General features: G+C 65.6%; 14 protein-coding genes and 1 other RNA gene. 2 read left to right on the top strand and 13 right to left on the bottom strand.

The features are described from left to right. Positions 1–103: 103 nt before the first annotated feature. Positions 104–754 carry a hypothetical protein gene (locus tag M0D43_RS16115; RefSeq protein WP_252162201.1) on the top strand — a complete coding sequence of 217 codons (651 nt, stop codon included), beginning with the start codon at positions 104–106 and terminating at the stop codon, positions 752–754. Positions 755–904: 150 nt separating this feature from the next. On the opposite strand, the gene M0D43_RS16110 is transcribed toward M0D43_RS16115, so the two are convergent. The 12 genes from M0D43_RS16110 to kdgD form a co-directional block, all read right to left on the bottom strand. Continuing rightward, a non-coding RNA gene (locus M0D43_RS16110) (sX9 sRNA) lies at positions 905–982 on the bottom strand. 148 nt (positions 983–1,130) lie between these two features. Further along, a complete protein-coding gene (locus tag M0D43_RS16105) occupies positions 1,131–2,420 on the bottom strand; it encodes a citrate synthase (protein ID WP_010377097.1) in 1,290 nt (429 codons plus the stop codon). A gap of 229 nt (positions 2,421–2,649) precedes the next feature. Next, the gene (locus M0D43_RS16100) at positions 2,650–2,892 is read right to left on the bottom strand and encodes a type B 50S ribosomal protein L31 (protein ID WP_101361973.1); all 243 of its coding nucleotides are present in this window, start codon (positions 2,890–2,892) and stop codon (positions 2,650–2,652) included. Positions 2,893–2,963: 71 nt separating this feature from the next. Then, positions 2,964–3,902 carry a nucleoside hydrolase gene (locus M0D43_RS16095; protein WP_252162200.1) on the bottom strand — a complete coding sequence of 313 codons (939 nt, stop codon included), beginning with the start codon at positions 3,900–3,902 and terminating at the stop codon, positions 2,964–2,966. A gap of 132 nt (positions 3,903–4,034) precedes the next feature. Next, positions 4,035–6,188: an ATP-dependent DNA helicase RecG gene (gene recG / locus M0D43_RS16090; protein ID WP_252162199.1), complete on the bottom strand. Its 2,154-nt coding sequence runs from the start codon at positions 6,186–6,188 to the stop codon at positions 4,035–4,037. Positions 6,189–6,213: 25 nt separating this feature from the next. Beyond that, positions 6,214–6,594 carry a RidA family protein gene (locus M0D43_RS16085; protein ID WP_007967636.1) on the bottom strand — a complete coding sequence of 127 codons (381 nt, stop codon included), beginning with the start codon at positions 6,592–6,594 and terminating at the stop codon, positions 6,214–6,216. Positions 6,595–7,214: 620 nt separating this feature from the next. After that, complete coding sequence (gene garD / locus M0D43_RS16080; RefSeq protein ID WP_252162198.1) at positions 7,215–8,756, bottom strand: galactarate dehydratase; 1,542 nt, start codon at positions 8,754–8,756, stop codon at positions 7,215–7,217. A gap of 35 nt (positions 8,757–8,791) precedes the next feature. Continuing rightward, positions 8,792–10,063, bottom strand: a complete 1,272-nt coding sequence (locus M0D43_RS16075; protein WP_252162197.1) for an OprD family porin — start codon at positions 10,061–10,063, stop codon at positions 8,792–8,794. Positions 10,064–10,139: 76 nt separating this feature from the next. Next, entirely contained in the window at positions 10,140–11,495 is a 1,356-nt protein-coding gene (gene gudD, locus M0D43_RS16070; RefSeq protein WP_252162196.1) for a glucarate dehydratase, read from the bottom strand. A 19-nt stretch (positions 11,496–11,514) separates the two neighbouring features. After that, on the bottom strand, positions 11,515–12,918 hold the full coding sequence (locus tag M0D43_RS16065) for an MFS transporter (RefSeq protein ID WP_252162195.1): 1,404 nt from the start codon (positions 12,916–12,918) through the stop codon (positions 11,515–11,517). Between the two features lie 116 nt (positions 12,919–13,034). Then, positions 13,035–14,615 carry an aldehyde dehydrogenase (NADP(+)) gene (locus M0D43_RS16060; RefSeq protein WP_252162194.1) on the bottom strand — a complete coding sequence of 527 codons (1,581 nt, stop codon included), beginning with the start codon at positions 14,613–14,615 and terminating at the stop codon, positions 13,035–13,037. Then, positions 14,615–15,532 carry a 5-dehydro-4-deoxyglucarate dehydratase gene (gene kdgD / locus M0D43_RS16055; RefSeq protein WP_260807359.1) on the bottom strand — a complete coding sequence of 306 codons (918 nt, stop codon included), beginning with the start codon at positions 15,530–15,532 and terminating at the stop codon, positions 14,615–14,617. Before kdgD ends, M0D43_RS16060 begins: the two co-directional genes overlap by 1 nt. Before the next feature lie 297 nt (positions 15,533–15,829). Here kdgD and M0D43_RS16050 point away from each other — a divergent pair, with 297 nt between their 5' ends. Next, entirely contained in the window at positions 15,830–16,699 is an 870-nt protein-coding gene (locus tag M0D43_RS16050) for a LysR family transcriptional regulator (RefSeq protein WP_260813419.1), read from the top strand. Between the two features lie 213 nt (positions 16,700–16,912). Here M0D43_RS16050 and M0D43_RS16045 read toward each other — a convergent pair whose 3' ends face one another. Then, complete coding sequence (locus M0D43_RS16045; protein WP_260807358.1) at positions 16,913–19,084, bottom strand: RelA/SpoT family protein; 2,172 nt, start codon at positions 19,082–19,084, stop codon at positions 16,913–16,915. Positions 19,085–19,135: the final 51 nt, after the last annotated feature.

Raw genomic sequence — 19,135 nt, 5'->3', positions numbered from 1 at the left:
CTTACCGCTACGCGATCGCATCGTTGCAATGGCATGACGCATTCGCCATGTCTTCATGCAGCTGTTGTAGAGTCCAGATCAGGTTCATTAGGGGAGCCTGGTCATGCATCACGCACGCGCGCACGCCGATACACGAACCCGGGAACGTCGCCACCGTTTGGCGCACGAAGCCGCACGCTTGATGGCTGAAGGCGGCATCCGCGATTTCCATCAAGCCAAGCTCAAGGCCGCCAGCCGGCTCGGCATTCACGACGACGCCTCACTGCCGCGCAATCGCGAGATCGAAGATGCGTTGCGCCAATACCAGCGCTTGTTCGCCGGACCCGCCCACGGCGCGCGCCTGCGCCAACGCCGCGAAGCCGCGCTGCGGGCGCTGGAGTTTCTCAGCGCCTTCCAGCCGCGACTGACCGGCCCGGTGCTAGACGGTACCGCCGATGCCAACGCGCCGGTGCACTTACAGTTGCACAGCGACGATGCCGATGCGGTGCAGCGGTTTCTGGAAGAACACCGCATTCCGGCCGAATCGCGTACACGCCGGTTGCGCCTGGATCGCGAGCGCAACGGCGAGTTTCCGGTGTGGCTGTTCAGCGCCGAGGATCTCACCTTCGATCTCACCGTGCTGCCCTACGACGCGTTGCGCCAAGCGCCGCTGTCGCAGCTGGACGAGAAGCCGATGCCGCGCGCATCGGCGGCGCAGGTGCGACAGTTGCTGACCGACGAGGACAGCCCGGATGGCTCGCCACTGCTGCGCTGAGTGGCGATCATTGCGGCGCCTCCAAAGATTCCTGGCCGGCATCGCAATGCCGCTCCAGATCGTTCGTTTGATCTGAGCGCAAGCGCGACGGCGCCATGCCTTCGCGCTAAGCACCACCGCCGACAGCCGCGGCCGCATCGCGCTTACAGCGGCTAATGGAACCTAGCGAGCAGTCGTCAGGTGGGCGTGGACGGCGCACAGGCAACCCTAGTATCGCGACCGGCACATGCCGATTCGAGCACCGGCCACGCCGGCCTGGCGGCTGCGCAACAGCTTTGTGGGCCGCTCTTAGCTTGCAGATCGCCTGTTCTCAGTCACCCCAAATGCAAACGCCCCGCACTGCGGGGCGTTCATTCAAGCATCTGCCAGCTGGCGCTTAGCGCTGTCCGGCGTCTTTGTAATCGCGCTTGTCGTAGCCGGTGTAGATCTGACGCGGACGGCCGATCTTCATTTCCGGGTCGACCTGCTGTTCCAGCCAATGCGACACCCAGCCTGCGGTGCGCGCGATGGCGAACATCACGGTGAACATTTCCACCGGAATATTCAGCGCCTTGTAGATCAGGCCCGAGTAGAAGTCCACGTTCGGGTACAGCTTGCGCTGCACGAAATAGTCGTCCTTCAACGCGGCTTCTTCCAGCTTCAGCGCAACTTCCAGCAACGGGTCGTTGACGCCCAGCTCGCCCAGCACCTTGTGGGTCATCTCGCGGATGATCTTGGCGCGCGGGTCGAAGTTCTTGTAGACGCGGTGACCGAAGCCCATCAGACGGAACGAGGAGTTCTTGTCCTTGGCCTTGGCCACGGCCGACTCGACGTTATCGGCAGTGCCGATCTCTTCGAGCATCTTCAGCACCGCTTCGTTGGCGCCGCCATGTGCCGGGCCCCACAGCGCGGTGATACCGGCAGCAACCGACGCATACGGGTTGGCACCGGTCGAACCGACCAGACGCACGGTCGAGGTCGAGGCGTTCTGCTCGTGATCGGCGTGCAGGATGAACAGCAGATCCAGTGCCTTGGCGACAACCGGGTTGATCTCCAGTGGCTCGCTCGGCACTTCGAACATCATGTGCAGGAAGCGGTCGACGTAGTTCAGGTTGTTGCGCGGGTAGCGGATCGGCCAGCCGATCGAATACCGGTACGCAGCAGCAGCCAGGGTCGGCACCTTGGCGATCAGACGGATGGCGGCCTGGCGGCGCTGCTCCGGATCGTTGAGGTCCAGGGTGTCGTGGTAGAACGCCGATAGCGAGGCGACCGAACCGGCCAGCATGGCCATCGGGTGAGCGTCATGGCGGAAGCCACCGAGGAAGTTCTTCAGCGACTCGTGCATCATCGTGTGATGCGTCACTTCGTGGTCGAACTTCTTGAATTCGTCCGCCGTCGGCAGTTCGCCGTTCATCAGCAGGTACGAGACTTCGAGGAAGCTGGACTTCTCGGCCAACTGTTCGATCGGGTAGCCGCGATACAGCAACACGCCATTGTCGCCATCGATGTAGGTGATGGCCGACTTGCAGCTGGCGGTGGCGGTGAAGCCCGAGTCGTAAGTAAACAGACCGGTTTCTTTGGTCAGCTTTGAGATATCGACGCAATCATTGCCAAGCGTGGGCTTGAGAACCGGCAGAACGACCGACTTGTCGCCGGCGTTGAGCGTGACCTGATCAAGATCGGACACTGTGTACGCTCCTTCAGTGGAAGGCGCCTGATCCCACATGGGCAGGCACGTGATGGAAGTCCAAGGCATCGCCTCGGATCACACCATTATCGCACAGCAGCATTTTGGCCGTCGCTTGGACAGAAGTCGTAGATGTGTAACACAGGGGCCTATAGGTGAAGCATCTGGCGCCCAAAAAACAACGGCCGCGCAATGCGCGGCCGTTGTCGGTACAGCCCGTCCTGCGAGTTCAGCGCGCGTAGCGCTTCTGGAACTTGTCGATACGGCCGCCGGTGTCGATCACCTTGTGCTTGCCGGTGTAGTGCGGGTGCGAGGCGGATGAGATTTCCACCTTGATGACCGGATACTCCTGGCCATCTTCCCACTTCACGGTCTCTTTCGAGCTCATCGTGGAACGGGTCAGGATCTTGAAATCGGACGTCACGTCGTGAAAGACGACGTCTTTGTAGTTGGGATGCACGTTATCTTTCATGGACTTGGCGCCGAGCTGCCTGGATAAGCCGGGTATTATAGCTCCGCCAGGACAGCCGGCGCAAGATCGCCTCAGTGCGCCGCCAAGGCCGCCCCAACCAGGCCGTAAAACTGCTGGATGTCATAGGCCAGCAGCAAGTTGGCGTTGTCGGGCGCCCCTCCCCGCCGGTTCCAGTCCACCAGGGTCATCCCGCGGGCATGCGTGCCGGACAGTTCGATGTGGACCGGGCGCTGTTCCAGCCGCTGCGCGCCTTCCGGGTGCAGGGCAAAAGCCATCGCCAGCGCGTCGGCGGCATACCAGTACTCACCGCGGCTATCTTCGGACCACAGACGGGTCTTGCGCGAGATTTCTTCGTAGAACCGGGCGCGGGCGGCACCGGCAGCCAGCCACTGTTCCACGTCCCGGTGCAGCAGACCGTGCGCGATGGTGGCTTCCCAATCGGCGACGTCGAACTGCGGGAATCCGCGGAACACGATATGTGCCGCTTCCGGGTCGAAGCCGATGTTGAATTCGGCCGCGGCGGTGATATTGCCGTGCCCGGTCAACGCGCCGCCCATTACCACCAGCCGACAGACGCGCTGCGGCAGGGTCGGATCCAGGGTCAGCGCAAGGGCAAGATTGGTCAGCGGACCAAGCGCAACCAGCAGCAGCTTGCCGGCATGTTCGTGCGACAGCCGCAGAATGGCCAACGCGGCATGTTCGGCCTCGGCAGCGCGCTTGGCCGGTGCCAGACCGACATCGCCGAAGCCGTCGAGGCCATGCACGTGCGCCGCGTCCACCGACGGGTGCAACAGCGGCTGCGGGCAGCCGGCGTACACCGGTACATCCGCGCGGCCGGCGATCTCGCAGACCTTCAAGGCGTTGCGCACGGTGTGCTCCAGGCCCACGTTACCGGCAGCGATGGTCAGGCCGACCACCTCATGGCGGGCGTCGTTGAAGGCCATCAGCAGCGCCAGCGCGTCATCCACGCCCGGGTCGGTGTCGATCAGCAGCGGTATCTTGTCAGTCATGAGATTCGGGAGTGGGCATTCGGGATTCGTTGCAGCATCTTCGCAAGGATCGGACGGTCACGCGAACATCTAGGATGCACAGGACGCAGCGGCCTTTGCTTTTACGATTCCCTAATCCCGATTCCCGGTCGCTCAAGCGGCCGCATACCGCACCGCGCCGCCGATCCAACGCGCGACGACGCGGTCAGCAATCTCCGGCGCTTCATCCAGCAGCCGCTCGGCCAGCACCTGCACGCGCGGCAGCAGCCCGGCGTCACGGGCCAAATCGGCAATGCGGAAACTGGCCAGACCGGTTTGCCGGGTGCCCAACAATTCGCCCGGGCCACGCAATTCCAGATCCTTTTCCGCGATCACGAAGCCGTCGTTGGTCTGACGCATGGTCTCCAGGCGCTGACGCGCCATCATCGACAACGGCGCTTGGTACAGCAGCACGCAACTGGACGCGGCCGCGCCGCGCCCGACCCGGCCGCGCAACTGGTGCAACTGCGCCAGACCCAGGCGCTCGGCGTTTTCGATGATCATCAGCGAGGCGTTGGGCACGTCCACGCCGACTTCGATCACGGTGGTGGCGACCAGCAGATCGCTGCGGCCTTGCTTGAAATCCAGCATGGCCTTCTGCTTTTCGGCTGGTTTCATGCGGCCATGCACTAGCGCCACACGTACGCCCGGCAATTGCGCAGACAAGGCTTCGAAGGTGACTTCGGCCGCCTGCGCCTCGATGCGTGGCGGACCGCTTTGCTGACCTTGCGCGCCCTTCTCGGGCTCTTCGCTTTCTTCGATCAGCGTGCACACCCAATACGCCTGACGCCCTTCCGCGCAAGCGGCGCGGATACGCTCGACCAACTCAGGGCGGCGCTCTGCACTCAATACGATCGTCTGCACTGGCGTGCGACCGGGTGGCAGTTCGTCGATGGCCGAGACATCCAGATCCGCGTACGTCGACATCGCCAACGTGCGCGGGATGGGCGTAGCCGTCATCACCAGCTGGTGCGGCACGCTGCCGGCCCCAGCGCCCTTGTCGCGCAAGGCAAGCCGTTGATGCACACCGAAGCGGTGTTGCTCATCGATGATGGCCAAGGCCAGATCGTGGAAGACCACCGCCTCCTGCATCAACGCATGCGTGCCGACCACCACCTGCGCCTGGCCGGAGGCGACTTCGGCCATCGCCGCAGCACGCGCTTTACCGGTGACCTTGCCGGCCAGCCAGACGATGCGGATGCCCAAGGGCTCCAGCCAACCGCGCAGGTTGGTGAGGTGCTGCTCGGCCAGCAATTCGGTGGGTGCGGCGAGTGCGACCTGCTTGCCCTGCTCCACCGCCAGCATTGCCGCCAGTGCCGCAACCACGGTCTTGCCGCTACCGACATCGCCTTGCACCAGCCGCAGCATCGGCGAGGGTTGCGCAAGGTCGTGCGCGATCTGCTCGAACACCCGCTGCTGCGCGCCGGTGAGCTGAAACGGCAGGGCGCAGCGCAATTGCTGCACCAACGTGCCGTTGCCGGGCAGGCTGGGCGCGTGGAAGCGCTGCAATGCGATACGTTGCCGGCGCAGGCTGAGTTGATGCGCCAGCAGCTCTTCGATCGCCAGGCGCTGCTGGGCCGGATGTCCTCCGGCAAGCAGTTGCTGCGGATCGGTACCAACTGGCGGGCGATGCATGGTCAGCAATGCCGCGCGCAACGATGGCAGTTGCTCGTCCTGCAGCCAATACGGCGGCAGCAATTCCAGCGCGGCGTCGGGTGGTAGACGTTCCAGCGCCTGGCCGATGAGCTTGCGCAAGGTCGCCGGGCCGACGCCTTCGAGTACCGGATAGACCGGATCCAGGCTGTCGCCCAACCCGGCGTCTTCATCCGGCGCGAGCACACGGTAACTGGGGTGCACGATCTCCCAGCCATGCTGGCCGGGCTTGGGTGTGCCGAACACGCGCACACGCGTGCCGACGGCGAACTGCGCCACCTGCGCGGCGCGAAAATGAAAGAAGCGCAGCACCAGCGTGCCCTGCGACACGTCCGACACTGCCACGCGCAGCACCGGTCGAAAGCGAAAGCCACGCTCTACCGCCTCTACGCGCCCTTCGATCTGCGCCGGCACGCCGCTTTGCAGCTGCGCGATGGTGGTCAAACGCGTGCGGTCTTCGTAACGCAGCGGCAGGTGCAGCCACAGGTCCTGCACGCTCAGGATGCCGCGCGCGGCGAACTTGTCGGCCACTTTCGGACCGACCCCGGGCAGGCTGGACAGCGGGGCCTGACCGGCGACGGCCAGGCTCGGCGTGGCGACGCGCGCGCGTGGCACGGCGGGTCGGATCAGTCGCGCTGGATCACTCGAGCACCATCACCGCATCCACTTCGAAACCGGCGCCCTTCGGCAGGCCGGAGACTTCGATGGTGGAACGGGCCGGGAAGGGGGCCTGGAAATACTCTTGCATCACCGCATTGACGGCGGCGAACTGACCCAGATCGGTCAAGTACAGACCCAGACGGACGATCTTGTCGAGCGAGCCACCGGCGGCCTCGGCCACCGCCTTGAGGTTATCGAACGCGCGGCGCGCCTGCGCACCGATATCGCCCGGTACGATCTCGCCGGTGGCCGGATCCAGCGGGATCTGGCCGGAGAAATACACCGTGTTGCCGGCGCGCACTGCCTGCGAGTAAGGGCCGATGGCGGCAGGCGCCTGGTCGGTATGGATGATCTGGGACATGGCGACTCCGTCAACACTGAAAACGAACGCGCATTGTATCGGCGCCTGCCATTGCCGGGCGAATGGGGGCGTGAGCGGTGACGGCGCGCAGGCGTTGGCCGCTGGCGTAGCGGCGTGTTGCCCGGTGGGCTGGGCATCTTGCAATGGGCTGGTGTCTGCTTGCTCTCGCCCGCGCGCGCGATGGCGTTGGTGAGGCTGTGCGTGTGCGCCGCTGAAGGCTGCGCGACGGAGCACGAGGCTGCGCACGTGCCCTCATCCGCCCCTACAGGGCAACTTCTCCCGGGGGGAGAAGGGAACGGCGCGCTCCTCTTCTACTGGAAGCTAGCCCCCTGTTCTGCTGGAAACGCTGACCCCTCTCCTGCGGGAAGAGGGGTTGGTGAGGGTCCGGGCGAAGCCACGCCAGGTGCGTTGCGCTGTGGTGCGGCAGCGCTGCGGCGCCGCGATGCTCCGGGGGTGCGACCTGTGGCGCACGGTCGTCACGACGCGCGGGGGCAGTCACGACACCGAGAGACGTGCAGCCCCGCATCGTTCCTACCGACTCGGAAACATCGCCCCCTGCGCGGCGGCGCAACAGTCGCCCTGAGCGCTGCGCCACCTAGCACTGCGGAAAACCGGCAGGGCTAGGTGATCGGCGCCGGATTGAACAAGGCCAGATCGTTGTGCAGGCGGTGTTGCTCGGTCCAGGTGCGCTGGCCGCTGGCCACGTCCAGATAGCGCCGGAACAACTCCCAGCCCAATTGCTCCAGCGTCTTGGCGCCGGTCGCCACGCCGCCGGCATCGATGTCCATCAGGTCGGACCAGCGCTGCGCCAATTCGCTGCGGGTAGCCACCTTGATCACCGGCACCATGCCCAGGCCGTAGGGCGTTCCACGCCCGGTGGTGAATACGTGCAGGTTCATGCCCGCCGCAACCTGCAAGGTGCCGCAGACGAAATCGCTGGCCGGGGTGGCGCAATACTGCAGCCCGCGCCCCTTGACCCGCTCGCCGGGCGGCACCACGCCGTTGATCGCCGAGGAGCCGGACTTGGCGATCGAGCCCATCGCCTTCTCCACGATGTTGGCCAGCCCGCCTTTCTTGTTGCCCGGGGTGGTGTTGGCGCTGCGGTCGGCCTGACCGCGCGCCAGGTAAGCGTCGTACCAGGCCATTTCGCGTACCAGTGCCTTGGCGACATCGGCATTGGCCGCGCGCGGCACCAGCAGGTGGATGCCATCGCGCACTTCGGTGTTTTCCGAAAACATCACCGTGGCACCGGCGCGTACCAGCAGGTCGGCGGCCACGCCCAGGCCCGGGTTGGCGGTGACGCCGGAAAACGCATCGCTGCCGCCGCATTGCATGCCTACCACCAGCTCGCTGGCCGGCACGGTTTCGCGCCGACGCAGGTCCAGATGGCGCAGGCGTTCTTCGGCCATGGCCATGATCGAACCGACCATGTCGGCAAAGCCCAGGCTGGCTTCCTGCAGACGGTAGACGCCGCTGTCGTCGGCGCTGGCATCGTCCGGCAGCAGGCGCTCGGGCGCGAGTTTCTCGCAGCCCAGGCCCACGATCAGCGCCTGCCCGCCGAAGTTGGGGCTGCGCCCGATATTGCGCAGCGTGCGGATGGGGATGATGGCCTCCGGCGCGGTGATCGCCACGCCGCAACCGTAGACGTGATTGATCGCCACCACATCGTCGACATTGGGATACTTGGGCAGCAGCTCGGTGCGGATGCGCTCCACCGCGTGGCCGAGCACGCCCACCACGCACTGCACGCTGGTCATGATGCCCAGGATGTTGCGCGTGCCGACACTGCCATCACGGTTGCGATAGCCCTGGAAGGTGTAGCCATCCAAGGGCGCGGGTACGGGTGCCGGCTGCAGCGACAGATCCAGCGCGGCCAGATCGGGCGCTTCGGGCATCGCCAGCAATTGCTCGCTCACCCAGGCCCCGCGTGCGATGTCGGCATTGGCGGTGCCGATCACCGCGCCCAGGCGGATCACCGGCGCGCCGGCGGCCAGGTCGCGTAGCGCCATCTTGTGGCCCTGCGGAATGTGTTCGATGGCGGTGAGCCCATCCGGGAAGGTGGCCCCGGCCGGCGCGCCGTCATCGTTGACGACGATGGCGACGTTGTCGCGCGCATGGGCGCGGATGCTGAGCCAACAGGTGGGGTGCTGGGTTGCGGACATCGTGGGGCTACCTTGCAGGCGTGGGGTGGAGTGCACTACCGGTCGGGGCTGTCGAACTGACGGCGGTACTGCAGGATCAAGCGGTTTTCATCGACATTGCGCTGGTAATTTGAGCGGAAGGTGCCGTTGAACCAGATGACGCTCAAGTGCTTGAAGCGCTCGCTCTGGAATTGATAGGTGGTCAAGACATCGCGGGCCCACTCGCGGCCTTCGCCGGCATCGGTGGCCGGCTGCGCATGGTCGCCGCTGATGTAGCGCGCCATGACGCTGAGACCGGGGATGCCGATGCTCTTGCCATCGATGCTGTAACGCAGCTGCCAGCTGCGCTCGCCACGTTCGAGAAAGTCGTTGATGAAGGTCCAGTTGAAGACATTGCCGTCGGTGCCGCCCGGCCAGGGCATGGCGCTGGGGCCGGACAGGCGTTGATAGCCGGCGCCGAATTCGTGCCCGCCCGTGCGCCAGGACAGCATGCTGCTGAACATGCGGTTGTCGATCGGCCCGGCACGCGACTGGCCGATGTCATCGGTACGGAAATACCGCAGATCCACACGCAGCTGGTCCTTGCCGAAGGTGTGCGTCTGGATCAGGTTATAGAGCTGCTGCCGGTAGATGTCTTCCATCACCGCGCCCTGATAGCGCAGTTGCGTGCCGGGCACGACGCTGTAGGTTGCCGAGAGCAGATTCAACGCATCCGAATCCGGCGTGCCCAGAAAACGGCGATTCTTGTTGGTCAAGGTGATGGGCACGCGCGAATCGCCATCGCGATACCAGGCGCTGGTGAAGCGCGCGAGCAGCAGATCGAGCTTGGGCACGTCCTTGGATTCCAGCATCACGCCCTGGAATGTTTCCGGCATGATGCGGGTGATGCTGGCGCGCACCAGCGGCTCGTTGGGAATGAAGCTGCCCCACTTCACTTCGGTTTGCGAGGCGCGCAGTTTGAGCGTGGGTGCCACCCGCATCAGCGCATGTCGCGCAGTACCGTCGTCGTTGCTGGGCAGCAGGCCGGTGCCGCCTTCGGCGCGCACGCCATCGAGCTTGAAATCGCCGATCCCCAGCAGATCCAGGCCGGCGCCGACCGGCCCGCGGGTATAGCCGCTACGGGCATCGACCACGAACCCCTGCGCCCACTCGGCACGCTTGCCCTGCCCGTCGCCGCTGCGGAAATCGCGGTTGTAATAGAAGTTGAGTGCGGTGACTTCGGCCGTCGCGCCATTCCAGAACCCCTCATCGGGTTGTTGCGCACGCGCACGCCCGGCCGCGCCGACCGCCAGCAGCGCGGCGCCGCTGATTGCCATCATGCTTTTCATTGCTCGGTTCTCCACCTGCGGTGAACTGGCGGCCATGCGCTGCGGCCGGCGCTCCGGCAGCAGGCATGAGGGCGCTTCAGCGCACCAGGCAGGGCCGCTTGTTGTCGAAGGTCCAGTTGGGGATCAGCGCCTGCATGGCGGCAGCATCGTCGCGCGCGCCCAGGCTCAGGCTTTGGTAGGTGCGATGCGCGGCCTCCAGCGCATCCATGTCCAGCTCCACACCCAGGCCCGGCTTTGCCGGCACCTGGATCTGGCCGCCGACGATCTGCAAGGGGTCGTGGGTCAGGCGTTGGCCGTCCTGCCAGATCCAGTGCGTGTCGATCGCGGTCACCCGCCCAGGCGCTGCGGCTGCGACATGGGTGAACATCGCCAGCGAAATATCGAAATGGTTATTGGAATGCGAGCCCCAGGTCAGACCCCAGTCGCGGCACAGTTGCGCCACGCGTACCGAGCCCTGCAACGTCCAGAAATGCGGGTCGGCCAGCGGGATATCCACCGACTGCAACTGGATGGCGTGGCCCATCTGCCGCCAGTCGGTGGCGATCATGTTGGTGGCGGTCGGCAAGCCGGTGGCGCGACGGAATTCGGCCATGATCTCGCGCCCGGAATACCCATCCTGCGCACCGCACGGATCTTCGGCATAGGCCATCACGCCGTGCATGTCGCGGCACAGGGCGATGGCCTGATCCAGCGACCACGCGCCATTGGGGTCGAGGGTGATGCGCGCCTGCGGAAACCGCGCGTGCAACGCGACAATGGCCTCGATCTCGTCTTCGCCGCGCAGCACGCCGCCCTTGAGCTTGAAATCGCGGAAGCCGTATTTTTCGTAGGCCGCTTCGGCCAGGCGCACCACCGATGCCGGCGTCAAGGCTTCCTGGTCGCGCAAAGCCTCCCAGTCATCGCGGGCACCGCTGCCGTCGCGATAATCGAATGCGGTCTTGCGCCGGTCGCCGATGAAAAACAGATAGCCCAGCACATCCACGGCGTCGCGTTGCTGGCCTTCGCCGAGCAAGGCGGCGACCGGTTGATCGAGGAATTGCCCGAGCAGATCCAGCAACGCCGATTCGATGGCCGTCACCGCATGGATGGTGATACGCAGATCGAAGGTCTGCAGGCCACGGCCGGCGCTGTCGCGGTCGGCAAAAGCAGTGCGCACCTGATTGAGGACGCGCTGATACTCGGCGATGGAGCGGTCGCGAATGAGCGGCGCAGCCTCCTGCAGCAAGCCGGCGATGGCCGCGCCGCCAGGCACTTCGCCCACGCCGGTGCGTCCGGACGAATCGCGCAGCACCAGCACATTGCGGGTGAAGTACGGCGCGTGCGCGCCACTGAGGTTGAGCAGCATGCTGTCCTGCCCGGCGACAGGCACCACGCGGATGTCGGTGATGCGCGGCGTGGCGCCGATGCTTGCAGGTGCGGTGTGGATAGTCATCGAAAGTCTCCCAGGACGGTCACAGCGGTGCGGGTGCGGGTGCGGGTGCGGGTGCGGGCACGGGCATGGACGGGCCGCCGGGCGGCGCCTTGAGTTCCACGCGCTTGATTTCGCCGACCACCACCAGATAGGACACCACCGCCAGCAAGGCATTGAGCCCGACGAAGACCAGCGCCCACTCGAAGGTGCCGGTGGTGGAGACGATGTAGCCGATGACGATCGGCGTGGTGATGCCGGCGATATTGCCGAAGGTATTGAACAGGCCACCGGACAGGCCGGCGATTTCCTTGGGCGAGGTGTCGGCCACCACCGCCCAGCCGAGTGCGCCGATGCCCTTGCCGAAGAAGGCCAGCGCCATCAGCCCGACCACCATCCATTCGGCCTGCACGTAGTTGCAGCCGATCATCGTCACCGACATCAACATGCCGACAACGATCGGCGTCTTGCGCGCGACGGTGAGCGAGTAGCCCCGCCGCACCATGCGGTCGGACACATAGCCACCCAGCACGCCGCCGATGAAACCGCACACCGCCGGCAACGACGCCACGAAGCCCGCCTCCAGGATCGACATGCCGCGCTCCTTGACCAGGTACACCGGAAACCAGGTCAGGAAGAAATACGTCAGCGTGGTGATGCAGTACTGGCCGATGTACACGCCCAGCAACATGCGGTTGCACAACAACTGCTTGGCGTAATGCCATTGCGTGCCCTTGGGCTGGCGGCCGGGCGTGTTGCCCTGCTCCATGTCCACCAGCGCGCCGTTGCGCTGGATGTAGTCCAGCTCCTGCGCGCTCAGGCGGGGATGTTCGCGCGGGGCATAGATGGTCTTGCGCCACACCAGCGCCAGCAACACGCCCGCCGCGCCCATCACCAGAAACACATGCTCCCAGCCCCAGGCGTGCACCAGCCAGCCCATCAACGGCGCGAACGCCACCGTGGCGAAGTACTGCGCGGAATTGAAGATCGACGCAGCCAGGCCGCGCTCTGCAGTGGGAAACCAGGCCGCCACGATGCGGCTATTGCCCGGGAACGAGGGCGCTTCGGCAATGCCGACCAGAAAGCGCAGCACGAACAGCATGGTGACCGCCCAGGTCACCGGCACCCAGTCGATAAAGCCCTGCAGCGCGGTGAACAAGGACCAGATCAGCAGCGACAGGCCGTATACGCGCCGCGAGCCAAAGCGATCGAGCAACCAGCCGCCGGGAATCTGCCCGGCCACATACGCCCAACCGAACGCAGAAAAAATGAAGCCCATCTGCAACGCGTCGATGCCCAGCGCATCCTGGACCGCGGAACCGGCGATGGACAAGGTGGCGCGATCGGCATAGTTGATCGTGGTGACCACGAACAGCATCAGCAAGATCAGGTAGCGCCTGCGCGGAACCGTCGTTGAACCGACCGTTTTTGAATCGATAGCCATCATCGTTCCTCACCTATGACGATGGAAGCGCACTGCGCTTCGGTACTCCACGTTGCGCCTGCAGATGGCGTACCGGACCCTCCTCCGGCACGCCTCAGGCATCGTTGCTGCGGCAGCTGTCAGTCGTGTCCCAGCGCGCCATCGACGCGTCGCCATAGCCCGAGCGGGTTGTCGTGCGCGACGGCGGCAGGCAACAGCGCCGCCGGCAGATCCTGGTAGCAGACCGGGCGCAGGAAGCGATCGATTGCCAGCGTGCCGACCGAGGTGCTGCGGCTGTCGGAGGTGGCCGGGAACGGGCCGCCGTGCACCATCGCGTGGCAGACCTCCACGCCGGTGGGCCAGTCGTTGACCAGGATGCGTCCGGCCTTGCGCTCCAGCACCGGCAGCAAGGCGGCGGCCAGTTCGGTATCGCCCGCCTCCATGTGCAAGGTGGCGGTGAGCTGGCCGTCCAGGTGCTCGCTCAGCGCACGTAGCTGTTCGATGTCCCTGCAACGCACCAGCAGCGACGAGGCGCCGAAGACTTCGGCCTGCAGCGCTTCATCGGCCAGGAAGGCATCGGCGTCGGTGCCGAACAACGCCGCCGGGCAGCGCCCGGCGTCCGCCGCAGCGCCGCGTGCCAGTGTGCTGACCTGCGGGTGCGCGGCCAGACGCTGGACGCCTTGCGCGTAAGCCTGGCCAATGCCTGCGGTGAGCATCGCTGCCGGCGACACGGCCTGCAGCGTTTGCGTTGCGGAGGCGACAAATGCATCCAGCGCCGGCGCATCGATCGCCAGCAGCAAGCCGGGATTGGTGCAGAACTGCCCGCTGCCCAGGGTCAGCGAGCCGACGAACGCTTTGCCCAGATCCGATGCGCGCGTCTGCAGCGCCTGCGGCAACAGATACACCGGATTGGTCGCGCTCATCTCCGCATACACCGGAATCGGCTCGCGGCGTGCGGCGGCAATCTTGACCAGCGCCATGCCGCCGGCCCGCGAGCCGGTGAAACCCACCGCCTTGATGCGCGCGTCGGCGACCAGTCGTGCACCGATCTCGATGCCGGCGTCGAACAGCAGCGAGAACACGCCCTCGGGCAGACCGCATTGCACCACCGCCGCCTGGATCGCACGGCCCACCAATTCCGAAGTCCCCGGATGCGCGCTGTGCGCCTTGACCACCACCGGGCAGCCGGCCGCCAGTGCCGAGGCGGTATCGCCACCGGCCACCGAGAATGCCAGCGGGAAATTACTGGCACCGAACACCGCCACCGGCCCCAGCGCGATATGCCGCTGCCGCAGATCCGCACGCGGCAATGGCGTGCGTTGCGGCAGCGCCGGGTCGATCCGCGCCTGCAGCCAGCTTCCTTCGCGCACCACGGTGGCGAACAGGCGCAGCTGCCCCACCGTGCGCCCCCGCTCGCCTTCCAGGCGCGGGCGCGGCAGGCCGCTTTCGTGCATGGCGCGTTCGATCAAGGCATCGCCCAGCGCCAGGATCTGCTCGGCGATGGTTTCCAGGAAGACTGCGCGCGCGTCCAGCGTCGTTTCGCGGTAACGATCGAACGCCGCCTGCGCCAACGCACAGGCCTGTTCCAGATCCTGTGCGCTCACCGAGCCGAATGCCGGCTGCAATGCCGCACCGCTGGCCGCATCCACCGCATGAAATTGCTCCCCCGCGCCGCGCACGTCGCGCTGCCCGATCAGCGATTGGCCCGTGATGCTGTGCATCAGCGGCGTCCTCCGATCAGTTGCTTGAGCTGGGCGAATTCGTCCTCGTTGAGGTCGGCCAGCGGCGTGCGGACCGGACCGGCCGGGCGGCCGACCGCGCGCATGCCGGCCTTGACGATCGACACCGCATAACCGGCGCGGCGATTGCGCAGCACGGTGTACGGCAACACGAAGTCATTGAGCTCGTGGTAGATGGTGACGTGGTCGCGCGCACGCACCGCTGCATAAAACGCCAGCGCCCACTCGGGCAGGAAATTGAAGATGGCCGACGAATACGTGGTCACGCCCATTTCCAGATACGGCAGCGCGAAGGTTTCGGCGGTGGGCAGTCCGCCCACGTACAGCAATCGGTCGCCAAGGCGTGCGTAGATGCGGGTCATGCGATCCACATCGCCGATGCCGTCCTTGTAGCCCACCAGGTTGGGGCAACGCTCGGCCACCCGCGCCAGCGTCACGTCGTCGAGCTTGGCGTTGGCGCGGCCGTAGACGATCACGCCCAGCCTGGTCGCCTTGCAGACGCGCTCGACATGGTCGGCCACGCCATCGGCATCGCACTCGGTGAGGTACGGCGGAAACAGCAGGATGCCGTCGGCATCGTTGCGCTCGGCGGCCTGCGCCATCTCCATGGCGATCGCGGTGCCGTAACCGGCCGGTGCGATGACCGGCATGCGGCCGGCGGTCTGGGTCACCGCTGCTCGCACGGCGCGATTCACTTCATCCAGCGTCAGCGAAAACAGTTCGCCGGTGCCGCCGGCGGCAAACAGCCCGGCGGCCGGGTGCGAAGACAGCCAGTCCAGATTGCTGCGGTAGGCGGGTTCGTCGAAGGCCAGGTCGGCATCGAAATGGGTCACCGGAAACGACAACAGCCCGGCGCCCAGCGCTTGGGCCATTTCGGACGGGGTGTATCTGCTGCTCATCGGACAAACGCTCCTGGGCGGGGGATGCGGTTGATCCTAGAAACGCAGATCGTTGCCGGTCCAAATCAAAGGACGTATTGTTTGATACACAAATTGAATCAATTACATCATCAATCGACGTAGTGCGCCGCAAATGGCTGCTTTGCAACGCTTTTTCGACGCTGCGTAATTATGGCCGGTTGCGCCCGCCAACGTGGTTGTTGGCAGGGCACAGCCTATTCATTGGCGCTGGCGGCGAAGCGATGTTGCGGGTGCAGCATCCAATTCACCTGTTTTGCCATGCGAGGCGCATCCACCATGTTCGATCTGCAGCAGCTGCGTTGCTTTGTCGCCGTCGCCGACGAACTGCATTTCCGTCGCGCAGCCGAGCGCCTGAACATGACCCAGCCGCCGCTCAGCCGGCAGATCCAGTTGCTGGAGCACAGCGTCGGCACCGCGCTGCTGGAGCGCAACAGCCGGCATGTGCGACTGACCCAGGCCGGGCGCAGTTTGCTTGCCGAAGCGCGCGCGATCCTGCGCATGGCCGAAAACGCCGGCCTGCGCGCACGCCGGATCGGCACCGGCGATGCCGGCAACGTGTCGGTGGGTTTCACCGCCGGTGCCAGTTACCGCTTCCTGCCCGAGGCCATCGCGCGGTGGCGCAGGCAAGCGCCGGATGTGGATCTGCAACTCAAGGAGATGGTCAGCCTGGCGCAACTGGACGCACTGGATGCAGGCCGGCTGGATATCGGACTGTTGCGCCCGCCGATCCAACGCCAGGGCCTGCATAGCCGCTGCGTGGCACGCGAACCGCTGATCGCCGCGCTGCCGGAAGACGCGCCGCTGGCGCACCGCGACAGCCTGCGTCTGCAGGATTTCCACGGCCAGCCGCTGGTCAATTACGCACCGGACGAGGCGCGTTACTTCTACGATCTGCTGGCGCAATTGTTCGGTGCGCGCGGCATCGCGCCGCGCTCGGTGCAGTACGTCAGCCAGATCCATTCGGTGCTGGCGCTGGTACGCGGCGGCATGGGCATGGCGCTGGTGCCCGAAGGCGCCAGCGGCCTGCGTTACGCCGGCATCGTGTACCTGCCGCTGCGCGAGGACACCCCGGCCACGCCGGTGGAGCTGCACCTGGTGTGGAAACAGGATAACGACAACCCTGCGCTGCGCCGTTTGATCGCCTGAGCCGGGCAAGCCGCGTGCACTGTCACAGACGCACGGCGGCGCAGCCAATGTCCAACGCCAGGACCGGATTCAAAGCAACTGGCAACACGACTGTGCGCACCGCCCGGCGGGTGCGGCCGGTGCCCGGTGCGGCATGGACCACGCGTACACGCCGGCTTTGAGCGCGACGCCTACAGCCACCTGAGACTGCTCGCTACGGTTTGTTCGCCGCTTCTACTGCCGCCCCACGCTCTGCACCACATGCAGGCGCCGCAGCCGGCGCATCACTTCGGCCAGGTGGCGGCGGTCGCGGACCTGGATGTTGAAGCGCAGCACCGCCGCGTTGAAATCGCGGTCCAGGTAATCCACGCGCTCGATATTGGACTGGCTCTGCGCAATCGCCGCAGCCAGCTGGGCCAGCACGCCGGTGCGGTTTTCCACTTCGACCACAAGCGCGGTGTCGTAGTCGCCAGTCACATTGGAGTCCCAATCGATCGGCACCCAACGCTCGGGCGACTTGCGCAGCTCGGCCAGGTTCGGGCAATCCAGGCGATGCACCACGATGCCCTTGCCGGCGGTGTGGTAGCCCATGATCTCGTCGCCGGGAATCGGCTGACAACAATTGGCGAAGCTGATCACGCCGCGTTCGCTGCCGTCGATCAGGATCTTTTCGTGCGAATGCTTGGACAGGCCGCCCCCACGCAATTCCGCGTAAGCCATCAGCGCCTGCGCGGCCTGATTGGGCATCCAGTTGCCGAGCGCCACATCGGCCAGCAACGCTTCCAAACGTGGATAGCGGTGCTCGTTGAGGAAAGCGTCCAGGCGGCCCTTGGGCAGCCGTTCCAGCGAGGAGTCCATTGCTTCCAGCGCGCGGTCCAGCATGCGATGACCCAGTTGCACCGCATCTTCGTGCTCGAGCTGCTTGAGTTGGTGACGGATCGCCGTGCGCGCCTTGCTGCTGACCACAAATTCCAGCCACTGCGGCTTGGGCGTGGCCGAGCGTGCGGTGATGATTTCCACCGCCTGACCGCTGACCAGCTTGGTGCGCAAGGGCACAAGTTTCTTGTCAACCCGCGAGGCCACGGCGCGGTTGCCCACATCGGTATGCACCGCGTAGGCGAAATCCAGCGCAGTGGAATTGCGCGGCAGCGCCAGGATCTTGCCCTTGGGCGTGAACAGATAGACCTCGTCCGGGAACAGGTCGACTTTGACGTTGTCCAGGAATTCCAGCGACGAACCGGCGGCGCGCTGCGAATCGATCAGATCCACGATCCAGTCGTGCGCGCGGCTCTGCGCACTATTGGGGGAGGCCGAGCCGACCTTGTAGGTCCAGTGCGCAGCCACCCCGCGTTCGGCGATCAGGTCCATCTCTTCGGTGCGGATCTGCACTTCGATCGGCGAGCCGTACGGTCCGAACAGCACGGTGTGCAAGGACTGGTAGCCGTTGGCCTTGGGGATCGCGATGAAATCGCGGAAGCGCCCGTCCAGCGGCTTGAAGCTGGCATGCACCGCACCGAGCGCGTGATAGCAATCGGCCACCGTGCGCACCACCAGGCGGAAGCCGAACACATCCATCACCTGGTCGAAGGATTTGTTCTCTTCGTGCATCTTGGAATAGATGCTCCAGGGCGTCTTGATGCGGCTGACCAGCCGATGCTCCAGCCCTTCCTTGGCCAGCCGCTGCGACAGTTGCACTTCCACCTGCGCCATCGATTCGCGCCGCACCACCGGCTGGCTGCGGATATGTTTTTCGATGATGGCGTGGCGCCACGGATACAAGGCGCGGAAGCCCAGATTCTGCAGCTCGGACTTGATCAGGCTCATGCCCAGGCGCTGCGCGATGGGTGCGTAGATTTCCAGCGTCTCGCGGGCGATGCGGCCACGCGCTTCGGTGCTCTGCGCGCCGAGCGTGCGCATGTTATGCAGGCGATCGGCCAGTTTGATCATGATCACGCGCAGATCGCGCGACATCGCCAGCAGCATCTTGCGGAAGCTTTCGGCCGCCGCTTCCTGGCGGTCGCGGAACTTGAGCTTGTCCAGCTTGGTGACGCCATCGACCAGTTCGGCCACCGCTTCGCCGAACTCGGACGCCAGTTCTTCGCGCGTCAGCGGCGTGTCTTCGATGGTGTCGTGCAGGATCGCGGCGATCAGCGATTCCATGTCCAGGCCCAACTCGGCCAGCACGCCGGCCACCGCCACCGGGTGGGTGATGTAGGGCTCGCCCGACTTGCGGGTCTGGCCGGCATGCGCAGTGGCACCGACTTCCCAGGCACGGCGCAGGATCGGCAGCTGCTCCTTGGGAAGGTAGCTGGCAGCGCGCTCGAGGTGCAGGACGTAGTCGGGGATGGCCGGGTCGGAAGACGGGGACGTCGCCACGGTCGCCTGGGCAGTGGGGCCTGGGTTCATGCGCGAAGACTATGCCAGTGGCCGGTTTGCGGCAACGCGGCATGCACTGCG

Source organism: Xanthomonas prunicola, assembly GCF_025266575.1.
GTDB lineage: Bacteria > Pseudomonadota > Gammaproteobacteria > Xanthomonadales > Xanthomonadaceae > Xanthomonas > Xanthomonas prunicola.
This window is presented reverse-complemented; position numbering and strand designations above follow the sequence as displayed.